The sequence below is a fragment of the Pigmentiphaga litoralis genome, from assembly GCF_013408655.1.
Classification (GTDB): Bacteria; Pseudomonadota; Gammaproteobacteria; order Burkholderiales; family Burkholderiaceae_B; genus Pigmentiphaga; species Pigmentiphaga litoralis_A.
In genome coordinates, this window is record NZ_JACCBP010000001.1 from 452,412 (window position 1) to 468,064 (window position 15,653).

12 protein-coding genes are annotated in these 15,653 nt (G+C 63.1%); 4 read left to right on the forward strand and 8 right to left on the reverse strand.

Annotation, left to right across the window (positions count from 1 at the left end; genetic code table 11):
* Window positions 1–11: 11 nt before the first annotated feature.
* Genes HD883_RS01890 through HD883_RS01900 form a run of 3 tightly spaced genes read right to left on the reverse strand, consistent with a single transcriptional unit; the run spans window position 12 to window position 3,112 of the window.
* Window positions 12–1,097 carry a mandelate racemase/muconate lactonizing enzyme family protein gene (locus HD883_RS01890; RefSeq protein ID WP_179588090.1) on the reverse strand — a complete coding sequence of 362 codons (1,086 nt, stop codon included), beginning with the start codon at window positions 1,095–1,097 and terminating at the stop codon, window positions 12–14.
* Between the two features lie 9 nt (window positions 1,098–1,106).
* Entirely contained in the window at window positions 1,107–2,198 is a 1,092-nt protein-coding gene (locus HD883_RS01895) for a Bug family tripartite tricarboxylate transporter substrate binding protein (RefSeq protein WP_179588089.1), read from the reverse strand.
* On the reverse strand, window positions 2,195–3,112 hold the full coding sequence (locus tag HD883_RS01900; protein ID WP_179588088.1) for a citryl-CoA lyase: 918 nt from the start codon (window positions 3,110–3,112) through the stop codon (window positions 2,195–2,197). Before HD883_RS01900 ends, HD883_RS01895 begins: the two co-directional genes overlap by 4 nt.
* A 112-nt stretch (window positions 3,113–3,224) precedes the next feature.
* On the opposite strand from HD883_RS01900, the gene HD883_RS01905 reads away from it, so the two are divergent.
* The 4 genes from HD883_RS01905 to HD883_RS01920 all read left to right on the forward strand — a co-directional run bounded on the left by HD883_RS01905 (window position 3,225) and on the right by HD883_RS01920 (window position 8,544).
* Complete coding sequence (locus HD883_RS01905; RefSeq protein WP_179588087.1) at window positions 3,225–4,166, forward strand: LysR family transcriptional regulator; 942 nt, start codon at window positions 3,225–3,227, stop codon at window positions 4,164–4,166.
* Window positions 4,167–4,277: 111 nt separating this feature from the next.
* Window positions 4,278–6,077 (forward strand): response regulator, encoded by a 1,800-nt coding sequence (locus tag HD883_RS01910; RefSeq protein ID WP_179588086.1) that lies wholly within the window; start codon window positions 4,278–4,280, stop codon window positions 6,075–6,077.
* The gene (locus HD883_RS01915; RefSeq protein ID WP_179588085.1) at window positions 6,077–7,906 is read left to right on the forward strand and encodes an ATP-binding protein; all 1,830 of its coding nucleotides are present in this window, start codon (window positions 6,077–6,079) and stop codon (window positions 7,904–7,906) included. Before HD883_RS01910 ends, HD883_RS01915 begins: the two co-directional genes overlap by 1 nt.
* Window positions 7,903–8,544, forward strand: coding sequence for a response regulator transcription factor (locus HD883_RS01920; RefSeq protein ID WP_179588084.1), 642 nt, complete (start codon window positions 7,903–7,905; stop codon window positions 8,542–8,544). Before HD883_RS01915 ends, HD883_RS01920 begins: the two co-directional genes overlap by 4 nt.
* A 26-nt stretch (window positions 8,545–8,570) precedes the next feature.
* Here the strand turns inward: HD883_RS01920 and HD883_RS01925 are convergent, their stop codons facing one another.
* Genes HD883_RS01925 through HD883_RS01945 form a run of 5 tightly spaced genes read right to left on the reverse strand, consistent with a single transcriptional unit; the run spans window position 8,571 to window position 15,612 of the window.
* On the reverse strand, window positions 8,571–9,770 hold the full coding sequence (locus tag HD883_RS01925) for a hypothetical protein (protein ID WP_179588083.1): 1,200 nt from the start codon (window positions 9,768–9,770) through the stop codon (window positions 8,571–8,573).
* 59 nt (window positions 9,771–9,829) lie between these two features.
* A complete protein-coding gene (locus HD883_RS01930; RefSeq protein ID WP_179588082.1) occupies window positions 9,830–10,627 on the reverse strand; it encodes a response regulator in 798 nt (265 codons plus the stop codon).
* Window positions 10,608–11,819 carry a hypothetical protein gene (locus HD883_RS01935; RefSeq protein WP_179588081.1) on the reverse strand — a complete coding sequence of 404 codons (1,212 nt, stop codon included), beginning with the start codon at window positions 11,817–11,819 and terminating at the stop codon, window positions 10,608–10,610. Before HD883_RS01935 ends, HD883_RS01930 begins: the two co-directional genes overlap by 20 nt.
* Window positions 11,820–11,830: 11 nt before the next feature.
* Window positions 11,831–13,021, reverse strand: a complete 1,191-nt coding sequence (locus HD883_RS01940) for a hypothetical protein (RefSeq protein WP_179588080.1) — start codon at window positions 13,019–13,021, stop codon at window positions 11,831–11,833.
* Window positions 13,022–13,074: 53 nt separating this feature from the next.
* On the reverse strand, window positions 13,075–15,612 hold the full coding sequence (locus tag HD883_RS01945; RefSeq protein ID WP_179588079.1) for a fimbria/pilus outer membrane usher protein: 2,538 nt from the start codon (window positions 15,610–15,612) through the stop codon (window positions 13,075–13,077).
* Window positions 15,613–15,653 lie beyond the last annotated feature (41 nt).

A 15,653-nucleotide genomic window follows, 5' to 3' on the forward strand; every position in this document is an offset into this window, starting at 1 on the left:
TGCGTATGTCCTTAAGATCGTGTCAAAGAAGTCAGGCGGTCCCAGTCCACCTGCTGCGCCAGCCCGCAGGCGGCCGGCAAGCGCAGGCGCCCCTCGCGGACCGCGGGCAGGTCCACGATCTGCGTCGTCATGGCCAGGTACCAGGTGGTCTCGGCGGGCAGGGCGCTGTCGGGCAGACACGCAGCCTGGGCGAGTGCGGTCAGGGTGCCGAGCGCGCTTTCCCCGAACATGCCGACCACCGTCAACGCGTCGTGCGCGGCGGCCAGGGTGGCCATCTGCCGGGTCGCCGTCAGGCCAAAGCGCCCGGGTTTCAGGCTAATCGCACGCGCGCCGCGTTCAAGGAACAAGGCCGTGTCCCGCAGACAGGTATTGCCAAAGTCGACCAGGACGGGGGACGCCAGCGACGCCTGCAGGGATTCAAACGCCGCATCGGGATGCAAGGGGCTCGGGTCTTCGACCAGGGCTGCGCCCGCATCCGTCATGGCGTCCACATACGATTGCGCCGCGTGCAACGGATAGGCGCCGTTCGCATCGACATACAGCGCCACGTCGTCGCCCACTGCTTTGCGAATCTCCCGCACCGCCTGTACGTCCACGTCGAGACCCTGGCCGCCTTTGATCTTCACGGCACGGAACCCATGGCGGGCGATGACGTCTTCTGCTTCTTGCACCATCAGCGACGGCGCCTGACGCGTTAGCACCCATGACAGGTCCACCGTGTCGCGCCCGCCCAGGTAGTGCCATAACGGTGTGCGAGCCGAGGCGGCACGCAAGTCCCACAACGCGTTGTCCAGCAGCGTGCAGGCCGCCTGCTGCCCGGGGATCATGGCCAGCCGTGCCGCAACTCCAGCCGGGTCGGACACATCCTGGTCCTTCAACCAAGGCAGCAGCACGTCTTCCAGTGCCGCGGTCATCGTGCTGGCGCTTGCGCCATTCCAGGTCGGCTTCAGGACGGTTTCGGCGACGCCTTCATTTCCGGTATCCGCTGTCAGGCGCAGCAGCAGAAAGTCGGCGCCATCTTCGACAATGTCCGACCATTTGACGGCGCGCGCGTAAGGCAGGCGGTAGCGGTAGATGGTGTGGTCGACAATACGCATGGCGGCCGCTCAGTTCGCGACCGCGCCCGAGGCACGGATGATCGGGCCCCACTTGGCGGTCTCGGCACGCATGTAGGCCAGGAAGGCATCCTTGGTCAACACGTTCGGTTCCAGGCCTTGCGCAGCCAGCCAGTCGCGTGATTCGTCGGTGCCCAGAATGCGCGTCATGGTGGCGGCCAGGGTGTCGATCACCTGGGGCGTTGTGCGGGCAGGCGCGGCCATCGAATACCAGGCCAGCACCTCGAAATCCGGGTAGCCGGCTTGCGCCACGGTGGGCACGTCAGGCACCAGCTTGCTGCGCGTCTTGCTCGTCACGGCAATCGCGCGCAGGCGGCCGTCGTTGACCAGCGCCAACGTGCCCGGAATCGTCACGAACGCGAACGCCACGTCACCGCGCACCACGGCCGAGATCGCATCCGACTGCCCCTTGTAGGGCACGTGCTGGACGGCAACACCGGCCTGTCCCCGCAACAGCTCGCCCGCCAAGTGGCCGCTGGTGCCATTGCCGGCGGATGAAAAGCTGATCTTGCCGGGCTGCGCGCGTGCCCGCTCGACCAGCTCGCCTACCGTCTTTATGTCGAGTGCCGGGTTGACAATCAGCAGGTTCGGCGCCGACGCCAGCATGGCAATGTGCGTCAGGTCCCGCATCGGGTCGAACGGCAGCCTGGCGTACAGGAAAGGATTGAAAATATGCGTCGGCAGGCCGCTGACCAACAGCGTGTAGCCATCGGCGGGTGCCTGTACGGCCTGCTCTGTGCCGACATTGCCGCCCGCCCCGGGGCGGTTTTCGATCACGAAGGCCTGGCCGGTCTGCTTCTGCATCTGGTTGCCGACATACCGGGCCAGCATGTCGACGGTGCCGGCGGGGGCGAAGGGGACGATGACGCGGACCGGGCGCGTGGGCCAGGAGGTTTTGTCGGCGGGCTTGCCGGCCGTGCTCGCAGCGTTTCCGGCCGCACTTTCCGCGGACGTCTCGGCAGCCGATGCGGGCTGCGTTGCCAGCGTCAGCGACAGCGGCGCCACAAAGGTCGCCATGCGGGACAGCGGTCCGATCGCGGCCGCGCGCAGCACGCGCCGCCGTTGGGTGAACAGGGGGTTCATGGTTGGTCTCCTCCGGGTGCCTCGTCGACGCCCGAGGTCTCGGCCTCGGTGCGTTCCCACAGTGTCCGCGCAATGGGATTGCGCAGCTCCTCGGCCAGATGGCCGACGATACCGATCGATCGACCGATCACCGCCAGCCCCCGGCACAGCTGCCACGGAATCGCCAGCTCGCAGCACAAGGCGCCCAGCGCACCCGTCGCGTTCACAGGCAACTGGCCCGGCTTGTTCGCGGCACGTTCCGCCTCGGCCGAGATCGCGATCATCAAGTCGACATAACGCCCATGCAGACCATGTTCCCTGGCCAGGTCGAACAGGCGCGTGGTGCGCGGGTCCACGGGTTTGTGCAGGTTGTGGCCCAGGCCGGGAATGGGGCGGCGCGCGGCGCGGTGCTCGGAAACGATGCGCGCGGCCAGGACGTGGGTAGCGTTACCAGAAGCCGCGGCGTCATTGCCGGGAATCACCCCTTGGTCGGCCGCGTCGACCCCGTCGGCCGGCGCGCCAGGAGCGGGGCTGACAGGCTCCCCACCAACCCGCCCGCCTGCCAGCCCACCCGGGGTTCCATACGCCGCCTGCAGCAACCTGGCCGCGCCTTCCGCGGTGCCGGCAAACGTGCTGCCGATGCCGCACAGCCCCGCAGCCACCGCCGCCTGCAGCGACTCCGGCGCGCCCAGGTAGGTCAGCCGCGCGGCCATCACCATCGGCGTCATGCCATGTTCCACCAGCGTTGCCAGCATGGCGTTGAACACGATGGACTGGTGCGCATCCGGCCGCTTGCCCGTGATTTCCAGAAAGGCGAAATCGCCCAGGTTCAGCGTTCCCAGCACTTCGGAACACAGGTCCAGTCCCTGCACCGTAATGGTGGTCGCGTCACTGCGGCCCATGGCGGATCGCATGGGGGATCGGCCTGATTGCATCGTGTCTCCTCGGTGGCCTTGCGCGGTCGACCGGTGTTCCGGTCGCGCTGTATTTTTCCGCAAGGTACCATTCGCTGAGCACGCTCAACAATCGAAGCGCTTCATACACACTATGACCAAAATCGATGTGACCGATATGGACCTGAACCTGCTGACCGCCTTCCAGGCCTTGATGCAGGACCGCAACGTGACCCGTGCCGGGCTGCGTCTGGGGCTGTCGCAATCGTCCATGAGCCACGCACTGACCCGGCTGCGCAAACTGACGGGCGACCCGCTGTTCGTCCGCTTGCCGGGCGGCATGGAACCCACGCCGTACGCACTGCAGATCGACACGCCCATCCGCGAAGGGCTGGCGCTGATGCAGGCCGGCCTGAACCGAGTCACCCACTTCGACCCCGCCACCACGGATCGCACCTTCCAGCTGCTGCTCAGCGACATTGGCGAACTGGTCTACCTGCCCCAGCTGATCGTGCGGCTGTCGCAGATCGCCCCCGGCGCCAACCTGCGCGTACTGCAACTGCCCCGCGAGTCCTACCGCGACGCCTTCATCGCCGGCAACGCCGACCTGGCCATGGGTTTCCTGCCCAGCCTGCAGGCGGGCTTCTACCAGCAGCGGCTGTTCGACGACTCGTACGTGTGCCTGGCGCGCGCCGATCACCCGCGCGTTGGCAAGCGCCTGACGCTGAAGCAATTCGCCGCCGAATCGCACGTGTTGATCGAGCCGGCCGGCTCGCGCTACAGCCACGCCAGCGCACAACATTCCACCACCTCGCTGATCGAACGCTACCTGGCCAGCAAGAACATGAAGCGCCGCATTGCCCTGCGCGTGCCGCACTTCATGGTCGTGCCCAGCATCGTGCAGCAGACCGACCTGCTGGCCATCGTGCCGAGTTATGTCATGGCCTACATGAAGCCGATGCCCGGCTTGAAAACGCTGCCGCTGCCGATCGACGTGCCGCGTTTCGAGGTCAAGCAGTTCTGGCATGAACGCAGCCATCAAGATCCGGCCAATCAGTGGCTGCGAAAGGTGGTGGCGGAACTGTTTTTGCAATAGCCGGAAGTCCGGTCCGGAGTTCTACGCACGTCGGGCGATCGGCCGGCAAACCATCAGGTTCCGCTGCCTATACTGGGCGGCTTCCTGCATGGTTCCCAAGCTCCGACACCCATGCCGCACGAGTCCAAACTCGCTCAAGCCCAGAACGCGTTTCGCCAGATACCCCTGGGTATCGTCGGCAACCTGGGCGCCTGCATCGTTACCGTGATCGTCTTGTACGGCACCTTTACGTGGATGCAGCTTGCGCCGCTCCCGATCACGATGATGGTGTTGCAAGTCACGCCTGTGCGCCTGCTGCTGGGTCGACGGCACGAGCACGACGATCCGCAATGGGCGGATATCGTCCTCAAGCAGGTCATGAAAGATTCGGTGTGTCTGGGCCTGTTCTGGGGCACGGCGATGATCGTGTACCTGCCGGCGACCGATTTCGAAAAAGTGCGGTTCCTGATGGTGTGCGCCTGCTTTCTGTGTGCGGGGGCAGCCGGCGTGTTGCAAGCCATTCCGCGCGCGTTCGCTGCTTACGCAGGCCCCCTCATCTTTCTGAGCTGCTATTTTTCCTTCACGGCGCAAGGCACCGGGCAGGCCGCGCTTGCTATGGTCGTCGTGCTCATGAACTCGAGCGCGCTGTGGATGTTGCGCATCAACTGGCTCAATTTCCAGGAACTCGTCAGCCGCAATCGCACGCTGGATGCACTCAGGAAAGAAGCCGAATCCGCGCGCCAGGCCGAAGCCAAGTTCGTTGAAAACCTCAATCATGAGATCCGGAACGCGGTATCCGGCGTCGTCGGCTACTTCGACATTGCCCTCGAATCGAATCTGTCCGACGCCGAACAGCGCACGCTCATGAGCAACGCGCGGGATGCCAGCAGCATGTTGCTGACGCTGCTCAGCGACCTGCTGGATGTGGCGCGGCTCAATGCGGGACGGGTGCCGCTTTCCATCCAGCCGTTCGACCTGCGCGAGGTGGTCCGGCTGTCGATCGTGTCGACCTCGGCAGCGATCCGCCGGCGCCCGATCTCGGTCGTCAGCGCGATCGATGAATCCGTGCCGCTGCGCCTGGCGGGGGACGGCGGACGGGTCCGCCAGATCATCGTCAACCTGGTCAGCAATGCGATCAAGGTCATGACGCGGGGCACCGTGGTCGTCCAGGCGTCCTACCGGCTGACCGAAGGCGGCGGATGCCTGGACCTGTCGGTGATCGATGACGGGCCCGGCATCCCTCTAGCGCAACAGCAGGCAATGTTCGAACGATTTTCGCGTCTCACAGAACTGGCCGGTCCGGGATCGCGCGCCGGCACCACGGGCTGGGGACTGGGCCTCAATATCTCGGCGTCGCTGGTCGGCCTCATGAAAGGAACGATCACGGTACGCAGCGCCCTCGGACACGGCGCGGCGTTCAGCCTGTCTTTACCCCTCGCACCCGCCGAGATTCCGGTGGACGCGGCCCTGCGCGATGCCCACATCACGACCTTGGGCCGACAGGATGTGTCCGTGCTGATCGTCGACGACATGCCGATGAACCTGCTGGTGCTGGGCAAGATGCTCGAAAGCCTGGGGTGCCGGGTGGTGCGCGCGGAACACGGGCTGGACGCCGTGCGCTATTGCAGCGAGCAGCGTTTCGACCTGGTGCTCATGGACGTGGACATGGCGGAAATGAACGGCATGGAAGCCACCCGTCATATCCGCAAGCTGGACGGGGCAGGCGCGCTGGTGCCCATCATTGCCGTGACCGGCTTTGCGTCATCGGAACAGGTGGCCCGCATGCTGGCGGCCGGCATGAACGAACACGCTCTCAAGCCCATGCGCAAGGCCACCGCGGCGCAACTGCTGGCAAAGTGGGTGCCGCAAAGTGTGTTGTCGAAGGACGTCGTGCCGCAGGACGGGGTCACCTCTGATGAGTGGTTGACCTGATGCCGCACGAGTCGAAGCTTGCTCAGGCCCAGAACGTGTTTCGTCAATTGCCGATCAGCGGGATCGGCAACACGGGCGCCTGCACCATCACCGCCGCAGTGCTGCACGGGAACTACACGTGGGCCGAGCTCACGCCCATTCCGTTGTTCATGCTGCTGCTGCAGATCATGCCCACTCGCCTCTGGCTCGGGAGTGCTGGCGATCCCGACGCAGACGGGTGGACCGACCATGTGCTGAACCGGGTGACGATCAATGCCTTCTGCCTGGGCATGTACTGGGCGTTGCTGATGATCATCTACCTGCCCGGCGCCGATTTCGAGCGGACGCGCTTCTTGATGGGTTGCGCCTGCTTTACCTGCGCGGGCGCGGCGGGCGTGCTGCAGGCCGTGCCCAGGGCGTTCGCCGTCTATGCCGGGCCCATGATCCTTCTGAGCTGCTACTTCTCGTTTATGGCGCGCCACGAAGATGGCGGCACGCTTGCCTGGGCGATCCTGTTCATGAACGGGAGCGTCCTGATCATGCTGCGTGTGAACTGGATCAACTTCCAGGAATTGGTCAGCCGCAACCGCACGCTGGATGCGCTGCGCAAAGAAGCCGAAGCGGCGCGGCAGGCCGAAGCCACCTTCGTGGAAAACCTGAACCACGAAATTCGCAATGCCGTGTCGGGCGTGGTGGGCTATTTCGACATCGCGCTTGAATCGACATTGTCCGAGCGGGAACAGCACACGCTGCTGACCAATGCGCGAGACGCCAGCGGCATGCTGCTCACGCTGCTCAGTGACCTGCTCGACGTCGCCCGCCTGAATGCAGGGCGTGTGCCGCTGTCCGTCCAGCCGTTCGATCTGCGCGAAGTGGTCAGGCTGTCGATCGTGTCGACGTCGGCCGCCATCCGCCGCCGGCCGATTTCCGTGGTCAGCGACATCGATGATTCCGTGCCGTTGCGCCTGGCAGGCGACGCCGGCCGTGTCCGCCAGATCATCGTCAATCTGGTCAGCAATGCGATCAAGGTCATGATGCGCGGCACCGTCGTTGTACGAGCCAGCTACCGGCGCACCGATGGCCGGGGGTGGCTGGATCTGGCGGTTATCGACGATGGTCCGGGAATCTCGCTGGCGCAGCAACGGACCCTGTTCGAACGCTTTTCACGAGTCACCGAGGTGACCGGGCCTGGCTCGCGCCCTGGGGTAAAAGGGTGGGGCCTCGGACTCAGTATCTCCTCGTCCTTGGTGGGTCTCATGCAAGGGACGATTACCGTGCATAGCGAGCCTGGACAAGGCGCCGCTTTCAGCATGTCCTTGCCGCTGGCCGCCGTGCAAACCGACACCTGCGCGGTCCATCACGATCGCCCGGGCACCCCGCTCGGGCGCCAGGACGTGTCCGTGCTGGTCGTCGATGACATGCCGATGAACCTGCTGGTGCTGGGCAAGATGCTTGAAAGCCTGGGCTGCCAGGTGACCCTGGCCGAACATGGCCTGGACGCCGTCCGCTACTGCAGCGAACGCCGCTTCGACCTGGTGATGATGGATGTGGACATGGCCGAAATGGACGGTGTCGAAGCCACCCGCCACATTCGCGCGCTGGACGGTGCCGGCGGCCTGGTGCCCATCATTGCGGTGACCGGATTCGCGTCGGCCGAAAGGGTCGCCCGCATGCTGGAAGCCGGCATGAACGAACACGCCCTCAAGCCGATGCGCAAGGCGACTGCGGCGCAGTTGCTCGTGAAGTGGATACCGCAATGCGCATCGCTGCAGGACATGCTGGCCGATGTGTCCCAGGACAGACCGCCATCCACAACCGCCACACCCGATGCTTTTGGACCCGCAACATGAAACCCACCGTCGCCATCGCTGACGATCACCCCTTGGTCCTGCAAGCCGTCAGCGGCGCCTTGCGCGGCGCGCAGGACTACACCATTGTGCACGAATGCCTGTCGGGCCAGGACCTGCTCGACAAGCTGGCGCAGCAGCCTTCCGAGATGATCGTCATGGACTTCAGCATGAGTCGTCACGACAGGTCGATCGACGGACTGGCCTTGCTCAAACGCGTGCGGCGGCAAGCCGCTGCGGCGCACATCGTGCTCTTGACGGCGCAGGCCCACCCGGGCGTCCTTGCCTGCGCATTGAAGGAATCCGTGCGCGCCATTGTCAGCAAGGAAGACGGCATGGACGAACTGCTTCGTGCTTGCCGCCATGTGCAGACACTGCCCAGCGCCTATTGCTCGCCCACCGTGCGCCACCTGCTGGATGACGCCGGCGCAACGCCGTCAGCCAAGGTGGCGGAACTGACGGCCAAGGAAATGGAAGTGGTGCGCCTGTTCGCCGCCGGCCATGGACTGCTGGCCATCTCGGACCGCCTGTCGCGGTCCGTCAGCACCGTGTCGTCGCAGAAGCACACCGCCATGAAGAAACTGAACGTGCGGTCCAGTGCCGAACTGATCCGCTACGCCTACGAAAGCGGCTTGATCTGACGGGGCAGGCACCGCCCCGCATCAGTTCAGTAATAAAACGCTTCCAGCGTGACCGGGATAAGGAACCGGCCCGGCTGATTTGTCGCGCCCGGCTTGCGTTTCAGCGTGGCGGTAAAGCGTCGTGGCGTTCTTTCTTCGAACGTGAGATATCCCCGGGTACTTGGATCGCCAAAGTTGGCTCCCTGCACGGCTTGCGCACCGTTGCTCAACTGCACTGCGACGACCCGGTTCCCGGGGTAGGCCGCATCGTTCGGATCCCCTTCGAACATGCCGTTGCGGTAGAAGCCGGCCGACGTAAACCGCAGCGACGGCACTGAACGATTTGCGAGGCGGGCGCAATCGCCGGACATCAGGGAAGACGGAATGAATTCCACCGAGAAAGTCTCGGCGCGTGCGGCTTCTCCCTGCATGGTCAGGTCGTCGAGGGAGACGTAGCCAAAGTCGACGTGCGCAGACGTTCCGCTTCCAGGCCGGTCGACCCGTATGGCAGGTGCCGGGCATGTTCCCACACGGATGTTGGTGTTGCCTTCAAAAGGCCTGATTTCCAGCGCTGTGCTCTCGTGACCCGTCGCCAGAATCTTGATCGACAGGCCCTTTCCGGATGGAATGGTGCCATCGACCGGTCGGCTGACGTCCGCCACCATGTAGTCCAGCCGAATGACCATGGAGGGAGCGACCGTGGGGGCGGTTTCACCGGATTTGAAAGGGTACCTGGGTTGGTCGGCAAAGTAGTTCCACTGAACGGAATAGATGTTTTGAAGTGGCACCGTACGCCCGACTGCGGCACTCACCCTGTCTCGCATCACCACGATTTCATCGGATTGCCCTTCGAACCAGCTCTGCACGCGGACGTCGAGGTTTCGGGCCTTCAATTCATCAATGAATTCCTGACTCGGTCGGACGTGCAGGCGTACCTGCTGCTTCGGCGTGGTGTTGGACCCGAAACACATCACGCCAATCGTTGGTGTCCATTCCGACGCCACCGACATGCTGGGTGTCAGAAAAGGAACGCTGCCTGGGGTCACTAACCTGTTCGGTATGGGGATGGGACCAAATGACTTGTCCACGATCGTCGCCCCACCCGAACCTGACGTCACCTGAGCGCAGCGGACCGGGGCTTGGGCCATGGCCAGCGGTGTAAAGACGATGCCGCTGGCCAGGAGGGTGAATAGGAGCGTCGCGAAAGCACACGTGCCGGTGCGTCGCGCGCAACAATGGGTCTTCATGATGGCGCCTGGCGTTTTTGCAATGGGAAATTATCCCAGGGCAGGCCAGCTATGAACGCTTATCGTGCGTAAGGACTTTCAACGATAGACGAGGCGTGTGACTGCTTCTGTACGGCACTCAGCGCTCGCATCTGGCGAGCAATCCGCCATCCGCGGCGATGCAAGACGGTGTCTTCAACGTGGGCAAGCTCGCAATCACGTTCCAGATCCAGGCACTCGTCCGCAAGCGCCCGCAAGCCGACCAGCAGCAGGCCGCTGCGAACACGGTGCATGCGGCGGCCGAGTTGCCTCCGCGTGAGGGTGGACGCGCTTAGCAGGGTGTACAACGTGTCGGTTTCGTCGCGCAGGTGCGCAAGCAGTTGCGGTAGCAAATCGGGCGAATGAAAATCGCTGTCGCTGCCGAGCGACACGAAGCGTCGCCCCACGTCATCGCGGCGTGCATCGATCGCCGTATCAATCAGAACGCGCAGCCGATCGACGTCCAGCGGCTTCGCAAGAAAATCATCGAAGCCCTTGGCGAATAATGCTTCCAGTTCCACGTCATTTACCGCAGCGCTTAGCGCCACGGTGTAGACCTCGGGTCGGTCTGACTGAAGCAGCTTCAGAATGTCGCTGGATCCGTTGCCGTGGCCGTCAAGGTCCAGCAGTGCGATGTCTACCCGGTCCAGCTCGAGATGATGCCGCGCTTGCGCGAGTCGCGTGGCGGTCACCACGTGTGCACCGGCGCGCCGCAATGCTGCCGCGCCGCGCATGCGTCCGAACCAGCTCGCGTCGGCAAGCAGCACGGTGACGTTGGAAGACGGGTTGCGATGGGCAGCTTGCGTGGCCGGTGGAATATCAATGATAGAAAGCTTCAAGGGTCACCGGAATCAGGAAGGGGCCGGGGCGATCCACCGCTGCGCCCGGCTTGTATTTCAACGTCGCCACAAACGTCCTTTTCAGGTTGGCCTTTGGAAATGGCAGAAATGCGCTTGCATCGGCATCGCCCCGATTTCCTCCACGGACAGGCGACGATCCGTCGCTCAGCTGGATGGCCACTGCGCTGTTGCCAGGGTGGCTCGCATCATCCTGAGGCCCTTCGAACATGCCGTTCCGATAGTGCCCTTCAGAAGTGAAACGTAATTTGGGAATGCGTTTTCCCAACCTTGCGAGATGGCAAAAGAGCGCAGGTCGCGGTTCAACCAGTTCGATCAAGAAAGGTCTGGCGTGCGGGGCGCCAATGCCGGACTTCAACTCTTTCAGCGCCACGACACCGAAGTCGATGATGGCTCGATCTTGCATCGTATTGGCCACCTTAATGGTAGGCGGCGGGCAGGTCGAGAATTCATGAAGTTTGGTGTAGTTCAGAGAGGTCAGTATTTCTGCGCCGTTCTCTTGATCTGCAGCCATGATCTTGAACACAAGCCCTGTCGGCGGCGGGTGCCTGGCGGACAGCTTGGGGGGATTGCCCTTGGCCATATCGACGACGCGTACCTGCATTTTCAGATTGAGCGCAGGAAAGTCTTTCTCCAGACTTTCGGCCCTTGGAGCGAAGATGCTGTGGCTCGGGGGAGGGTGCATGACGGACCGCACACCGGGAAGGGCGACTGTTCGCCCAATGCCTGGCGCAACATGGTCGCGCAGCAACCCGATTTCGTCGACCGTGACCTGACCTTCGCCCCAGATGGCGACGTCCAGGCCGTCTTCTTTAAGCGCTTGCAGGTATTCCGCGGTTGGAATGATCTTCAATACAATCTGCGTCTTCGAGCTGACCCCGGCAGTCTCGTAACACATGACGCGCCCCTCAAGGGAGTCCAGCGACAACTCGAAGCCAGGGGTCACCCATTGATGATCAACGGGCGAAGGGTTTCGTGAACGAGAGAAACTTCGCGTTGTCGGGGGGGAAATATCGAAGCGTAAGCCTTCAGGAAATTGTCGTTCTTTAATAAATACGCACTTTACCGGGCCTGCGGCAATCGCTTGACCTGCTGTTCCGCAAAGGATCAGGGTGAGCGCAAGACATGTGAATTTGACGCGTGTATGGCATGGATTCGATGATGTCTGTGTCATGGCGGCTGACTTCAATGATAGAAAGCGTCTAGCGTGACCGGTATGAGGAACGGGCCTATGCGATCGGTGGACCAGACCGTGTGCCTGAGCCTGGCCGTAAAGGTCCGTGTGGATCTTGATCCGTCGAAAACGAGGAACGTTGCGGGGTCCGTCTCGCCGCGGTTGGCACCCCGGACTACCGCTGCGCCCTCCCTCAACTCGACTCCAACCATTGCGTTTCCTGGGTAGGCCGCGTTGGATAGCTCACCTTCGAACCGGCCGTTCAGAAACCGGCCTGCTGCGATGAATCGCATCTTGGGTTGCCGAGTTCCGACACTGCACTCGGCCAAGTGTGCGGCGTGCCTGAGTTCAATGGAAAACGACTCTTCAAACACGGCGTTGCTTTCCTGCTTGAGCGCGTCCAGCGGAACCTTTCCGAAGTGAATGTCTGCACTGTCGGTACCGCTTCGGTCAATCCTGATGATCGGCGGCGCGCAAATGGGAAAGGCCACGGCGGTACTGGGTTGAGGTTGGATAATCATGGCGCCGGCCTCGTCGTCCCGGTCCAATATCTGTATCGAGAGTTGCGTCGGGTCAGGTGTCATGAGCGCACGCTGAGCGTTGCTTCTGTTGGTCACCGTATCCGTCACGACAAACGTCATGAATATTTCTACCCACGGAACCGATTTTTCGTAGACGGCTCCCAAGGGTCTCCATGGCCGTTCGTAATCGACGGGGCGGTCGACCTGTGACGCGTAAAAATCTCTCATCGGACGTAACAAGCCGACGTTGGCGGCGACCCTGTCACGTAACAGCATGATCTCGGAAGCGTGGGTACTGTCTATTCTCAGGTCGAGCCCGTTAGCCTTCAACGCATCAAGGTAAGCCTGGGTGGGAACCACCTTCAAGAATATCGGGGTGGTCTTGTTGACGGTCTGAAAGCACACGACGCGGTCCGCGATGTAGTCGACAATGACATCCGTCCCCGGCGTCAACCATTGCGACGCTGCCGGATCGGGCACCTTGCTTCGCACCATCTCGTTGACCTCGAACCACGGGCTCACGTCCCACGGATGGGTCTCATAGGTGTCCGTCTTGTTGTTGACGACGTACGCCCGCTTGCAGTCGGCCGCGCGGGCTGTCTGCAAAAGCGCGGCAAGGCACATCAAGGCGAGCGCAACCCATACTCGCCAGGGGAATCCTGTCCGACGCAGTAACACCATTTCGCGTGTCCGCACGGTGGGTTCCCCAGGTGGGTCGAAATGGGCTGATCCCGTCATCGTGTGGCCTGTTGACGCGTTCCACCTTGCAACAGGCAAACGATCTTCACGCGCTGATACGCCTTTGCCGCATCCCGCCTGGGCAATGCGTATTCCCCGACGCATTCATTGCGGCCCCACTTCGCGCGCAGCGTGCCTTTTTCCTGCTGCAGGAACACCATGGCACGGCCTTTCACATCGGTCACGCCCAGTTGTTGCCCCTCGGCATCTTCGACAGTGGCAGCCAGCGGCAACGGGAGTCCATTGGACGCGACGATTTCAAACTGGATGCGCCGTCCGGTTGCGCCCTTGAAGGCGATCAAGGGCACGGCGCCGCGACGCGGAACGACATGCAGGGTGGTCTGCTCGATTTCGATGTCGCTGTCGGTCTTGCGTGTATCGACGCTGACCTGGTTGCGTGCATAGGGCGACAGATAGGTCACGATGCCATAGCCGTTGGACCCCGTTCGCCCGCCGCCTTGCAGGCCGACGCCGCGGGTGTCGGCAATATGGACCAGGCCGAAAGTCTCGCCGACGGATTGGCCAAAGTTGACACCGCCACCATGCAATACCGCCACGCCATTGGCCGTCAGGTTGGCGCTTTCGTAGCCCTTGCCCTGGCTGGCGGAAACGCTGAACGAGGTCGAGGGCAAACGCCCGGACAGACTGGCGGACGTCGACACGGTGTCGTACTTGTTGGCATAGACCGAGTAATACAGTTCGCGATCGCCCGGTAACACGCCGTTCAGTCCGATGCCTATGGAACTGGTCTCGTTGTTGCCGCCGCTGAATGTACTGGTGGCCGTGGGCGCAAGGCGTCCCGATCCCAACGGCGCGGAAACCGTCAACATGGCCCGCGTGTCCGACCCGGTGCGGTAGGCCATGCTGTTGTAGCTGGATGTCGACATGTCGCTGGTGTGCGATACCGACAGGTTGTACGAGATGCGGCCGTAGGTGTTGCCGTAGCCGGTCTGCAGGGTCCGGCGGTTGCCTTCGGCGTTCCAGTAGGTCTGGTCGTTCGCGCTGACGTAGACGCTGCCATACCGTTCGCCCAGACTTTGGTAGACGCTGATGTTGAAACTGGTACGCATGCGGGTCGCGGCGTAGGACGTCGGATAGGCCGAGCTGAGTTGGCCCTGGTCGTCGATATGGTTCTGCAGGGTGCGATACCCTTCTGACGAATACCGGTAGCCCGCCAGCGTGAAGTTTGTGCTGGTGCGGGTAAAGGTCTTGTTGTAGAGCAGCCGAAGACTCTGGCCGCTCAGGCTCGCGCCTCGCGTCGTGCTGCGCGAGTGGGTCAGGTCGGCAGACAGCGCACCCCAGAAGGTGTTGATGGCGCCGCCCAGGTTGAGGCCCTGAAAGCCGCGGCTGGCCTGCAACCCGCCGAAGGTCGTCAGGTTTTCGCGGGCGCCCCAGGCAGCCGTGCCGGTAAAAACGGCGGGTTCGGGCAGCTCACCATAGGTGCTGTCGTAGTACCCCATTGCAGCGTTGTACCGAAGCGCGCCCGCGCGCACCATCATCGGCAGAGCGCCAAAAGGTTGCCGGGTGATGCGGCGGCGTCCGTCGGCCTCGATGATCGTGATCTCGAGTTCACCGTTCGATCCGGAAGGGTAAAGGTCGTCGATCACGAAGGGGCCGGGCGACACAGGCGTGCTGCTCAGCAGATAGCCGTTCTGACGGATCTCGACCGTGGCATTGGTGTCCGCAATGCCGCGCACGACGGGGGTGTAGCCGCGTTCGTTGGCAGGCAGCATCGATTCATCAAAGTTCAGCGACACGCCGCGGATGCGCACGCCATCGAAAACCTGGCCGTCGGTGTAGAGCTGGCCCAGGGTCAACTGTCCATTGACCGCATCGATGTCGCGTTGGAGAAAGGTGCGATTGCTGGTAAAGCGCGTGCCGCCGTAGCTATTGCTGATCACGTTCGAATCGTTGCGCAGCCGCCAGCCGCCAACGTTCAAGCCGTTGCGCAGGCCCAGGTAGGAACTGTTGGTGGGCGTACTGCCGTCGCGCCAGTCACGCCGGGTGTTGGCGCTGTAGTTGGTGAATGCAACCGTGGCCCCGGCATTCCAGGTGGACGGATCGATACGGCGGCGGGTGGCAGGGCGCATCAACGCTTGAGGAATGCTGATCAACAGGCGCAGCCGGTTGGGTTGATAGTCAAAGGTGTATTCGGGAACCAGGCGGGGCAGGTCCACGCAGGGCGCGGTCGCTTCAAGGCCTTGTTCGACCCCGCGAGTGCGCAGCTGGCCGACATCCACGCCAAAGTCGTCCAGTGCGGTCATGGTCAGGCAAGGCACGAGCTTGCCCAGCGTGTCGCTGCGAACGAAGCGGACGTTGTGCCGGCCCGCCGGATTGCGGTTTACCGCGACGTCGAGCCAGTAATTGCGGGGCAGGACGCCTTCGCCTTTCAGGAAGTCGGCAAGATCGGCTGCCGGAATCTTTCCCATCAGAAATTGCGTATTGAAGCCGGCCGGCGCACTGCCGGCGGTGGCAGGGGGCGTCGGCTCGATAGTGACCGGAGGCGTTTGCGCCAGGGTTGTGCTGGCAGCCATGGCGCAGGCTGCGAGCGCGGCGCGCCGTGCTGACTGCGGTG

Excerpts from the sequence above, each read along its gene's own strand:
- HD883_RS01890 (WP_179588090.1), bottom strand. The coding sequence starts at position 1,097 with ATGCGTATTGTCGACCACACCATCTACCGCTACCGCCTGCCTTACGCG.
- HD883_RS01895 (WP_179588089.1), bottom strand. The coding sequence starts at position 2,198 with ATGAACCCCCTGTTCACCCAACGGCGGCGCGTGCTGCGCGCGGCCGCG.
- HD883_RS01900 (WP_179588088.1), bottom strand. The coding sequence starts at position 3,112 with ATGCAATCAGGCCGATCCCCCATGCGATCCGCCATGGGCCGCAGTGAC.
- HD883_RS01905 (WP_179588087.1), top strand. The coding sequence starts at position 3,225 with ATGACCAAAATCGATGTGACCGATATGGACCTGAACCTGCTGACCGCC.
- HD883_RS01910 (WP_179588086.1), top strand. The coding sequence starts at position 4,278 with ATGCCGCACGAGTCCAAACTCGCTCAAGCCCAGAACGCGTTTCGCCAG.
- HD883_RS01915 (WP_179588085.1), top strand. The coding sequence starts at position 6,077 with ATGCCGCACGAGTCGAAGCTTGCTCAGGCCCAGAACGTGTTTCGTCAA.
- HD883_RS01920 (WP_179588084.1), top strand. The coding sequence starts at position 7,903 with ATGAAACCCACCGTCGCCATCGCTGACGATCACCCCTTGGTCCTGCAA.
- HD883_RS01925 (WP_179588083.1), bottom strand. The coding sequence starts at position 9,770 with ATGAAGACCCATTGTTGCGCGCGACGCACCGGCACGTGTGCTTTCGCG.
- HD883_RS01935 (WP_179588081.1), bottom strand. The coding sequence starts at position 11,819 with ATGACACAGACATCATCGAATCCATGCCATACACGCGTCAAATTCACA.
- HD883_RS01940 (WP_179588080.1), bottom strand. The coding sequence starts at position 13,021 with ATGGTGTTACTGCGTCGGACAGGATTCCCCTGGCGAGTATGGGTTGCG.
- HD883_RS01945 (WP_179588079.1), bottom strand. The coding sequence starts at position 15,612 with ATGGCTGCCAGCACAACCCTGGCGCAAACGCCTCCGGTCACTATCGAG.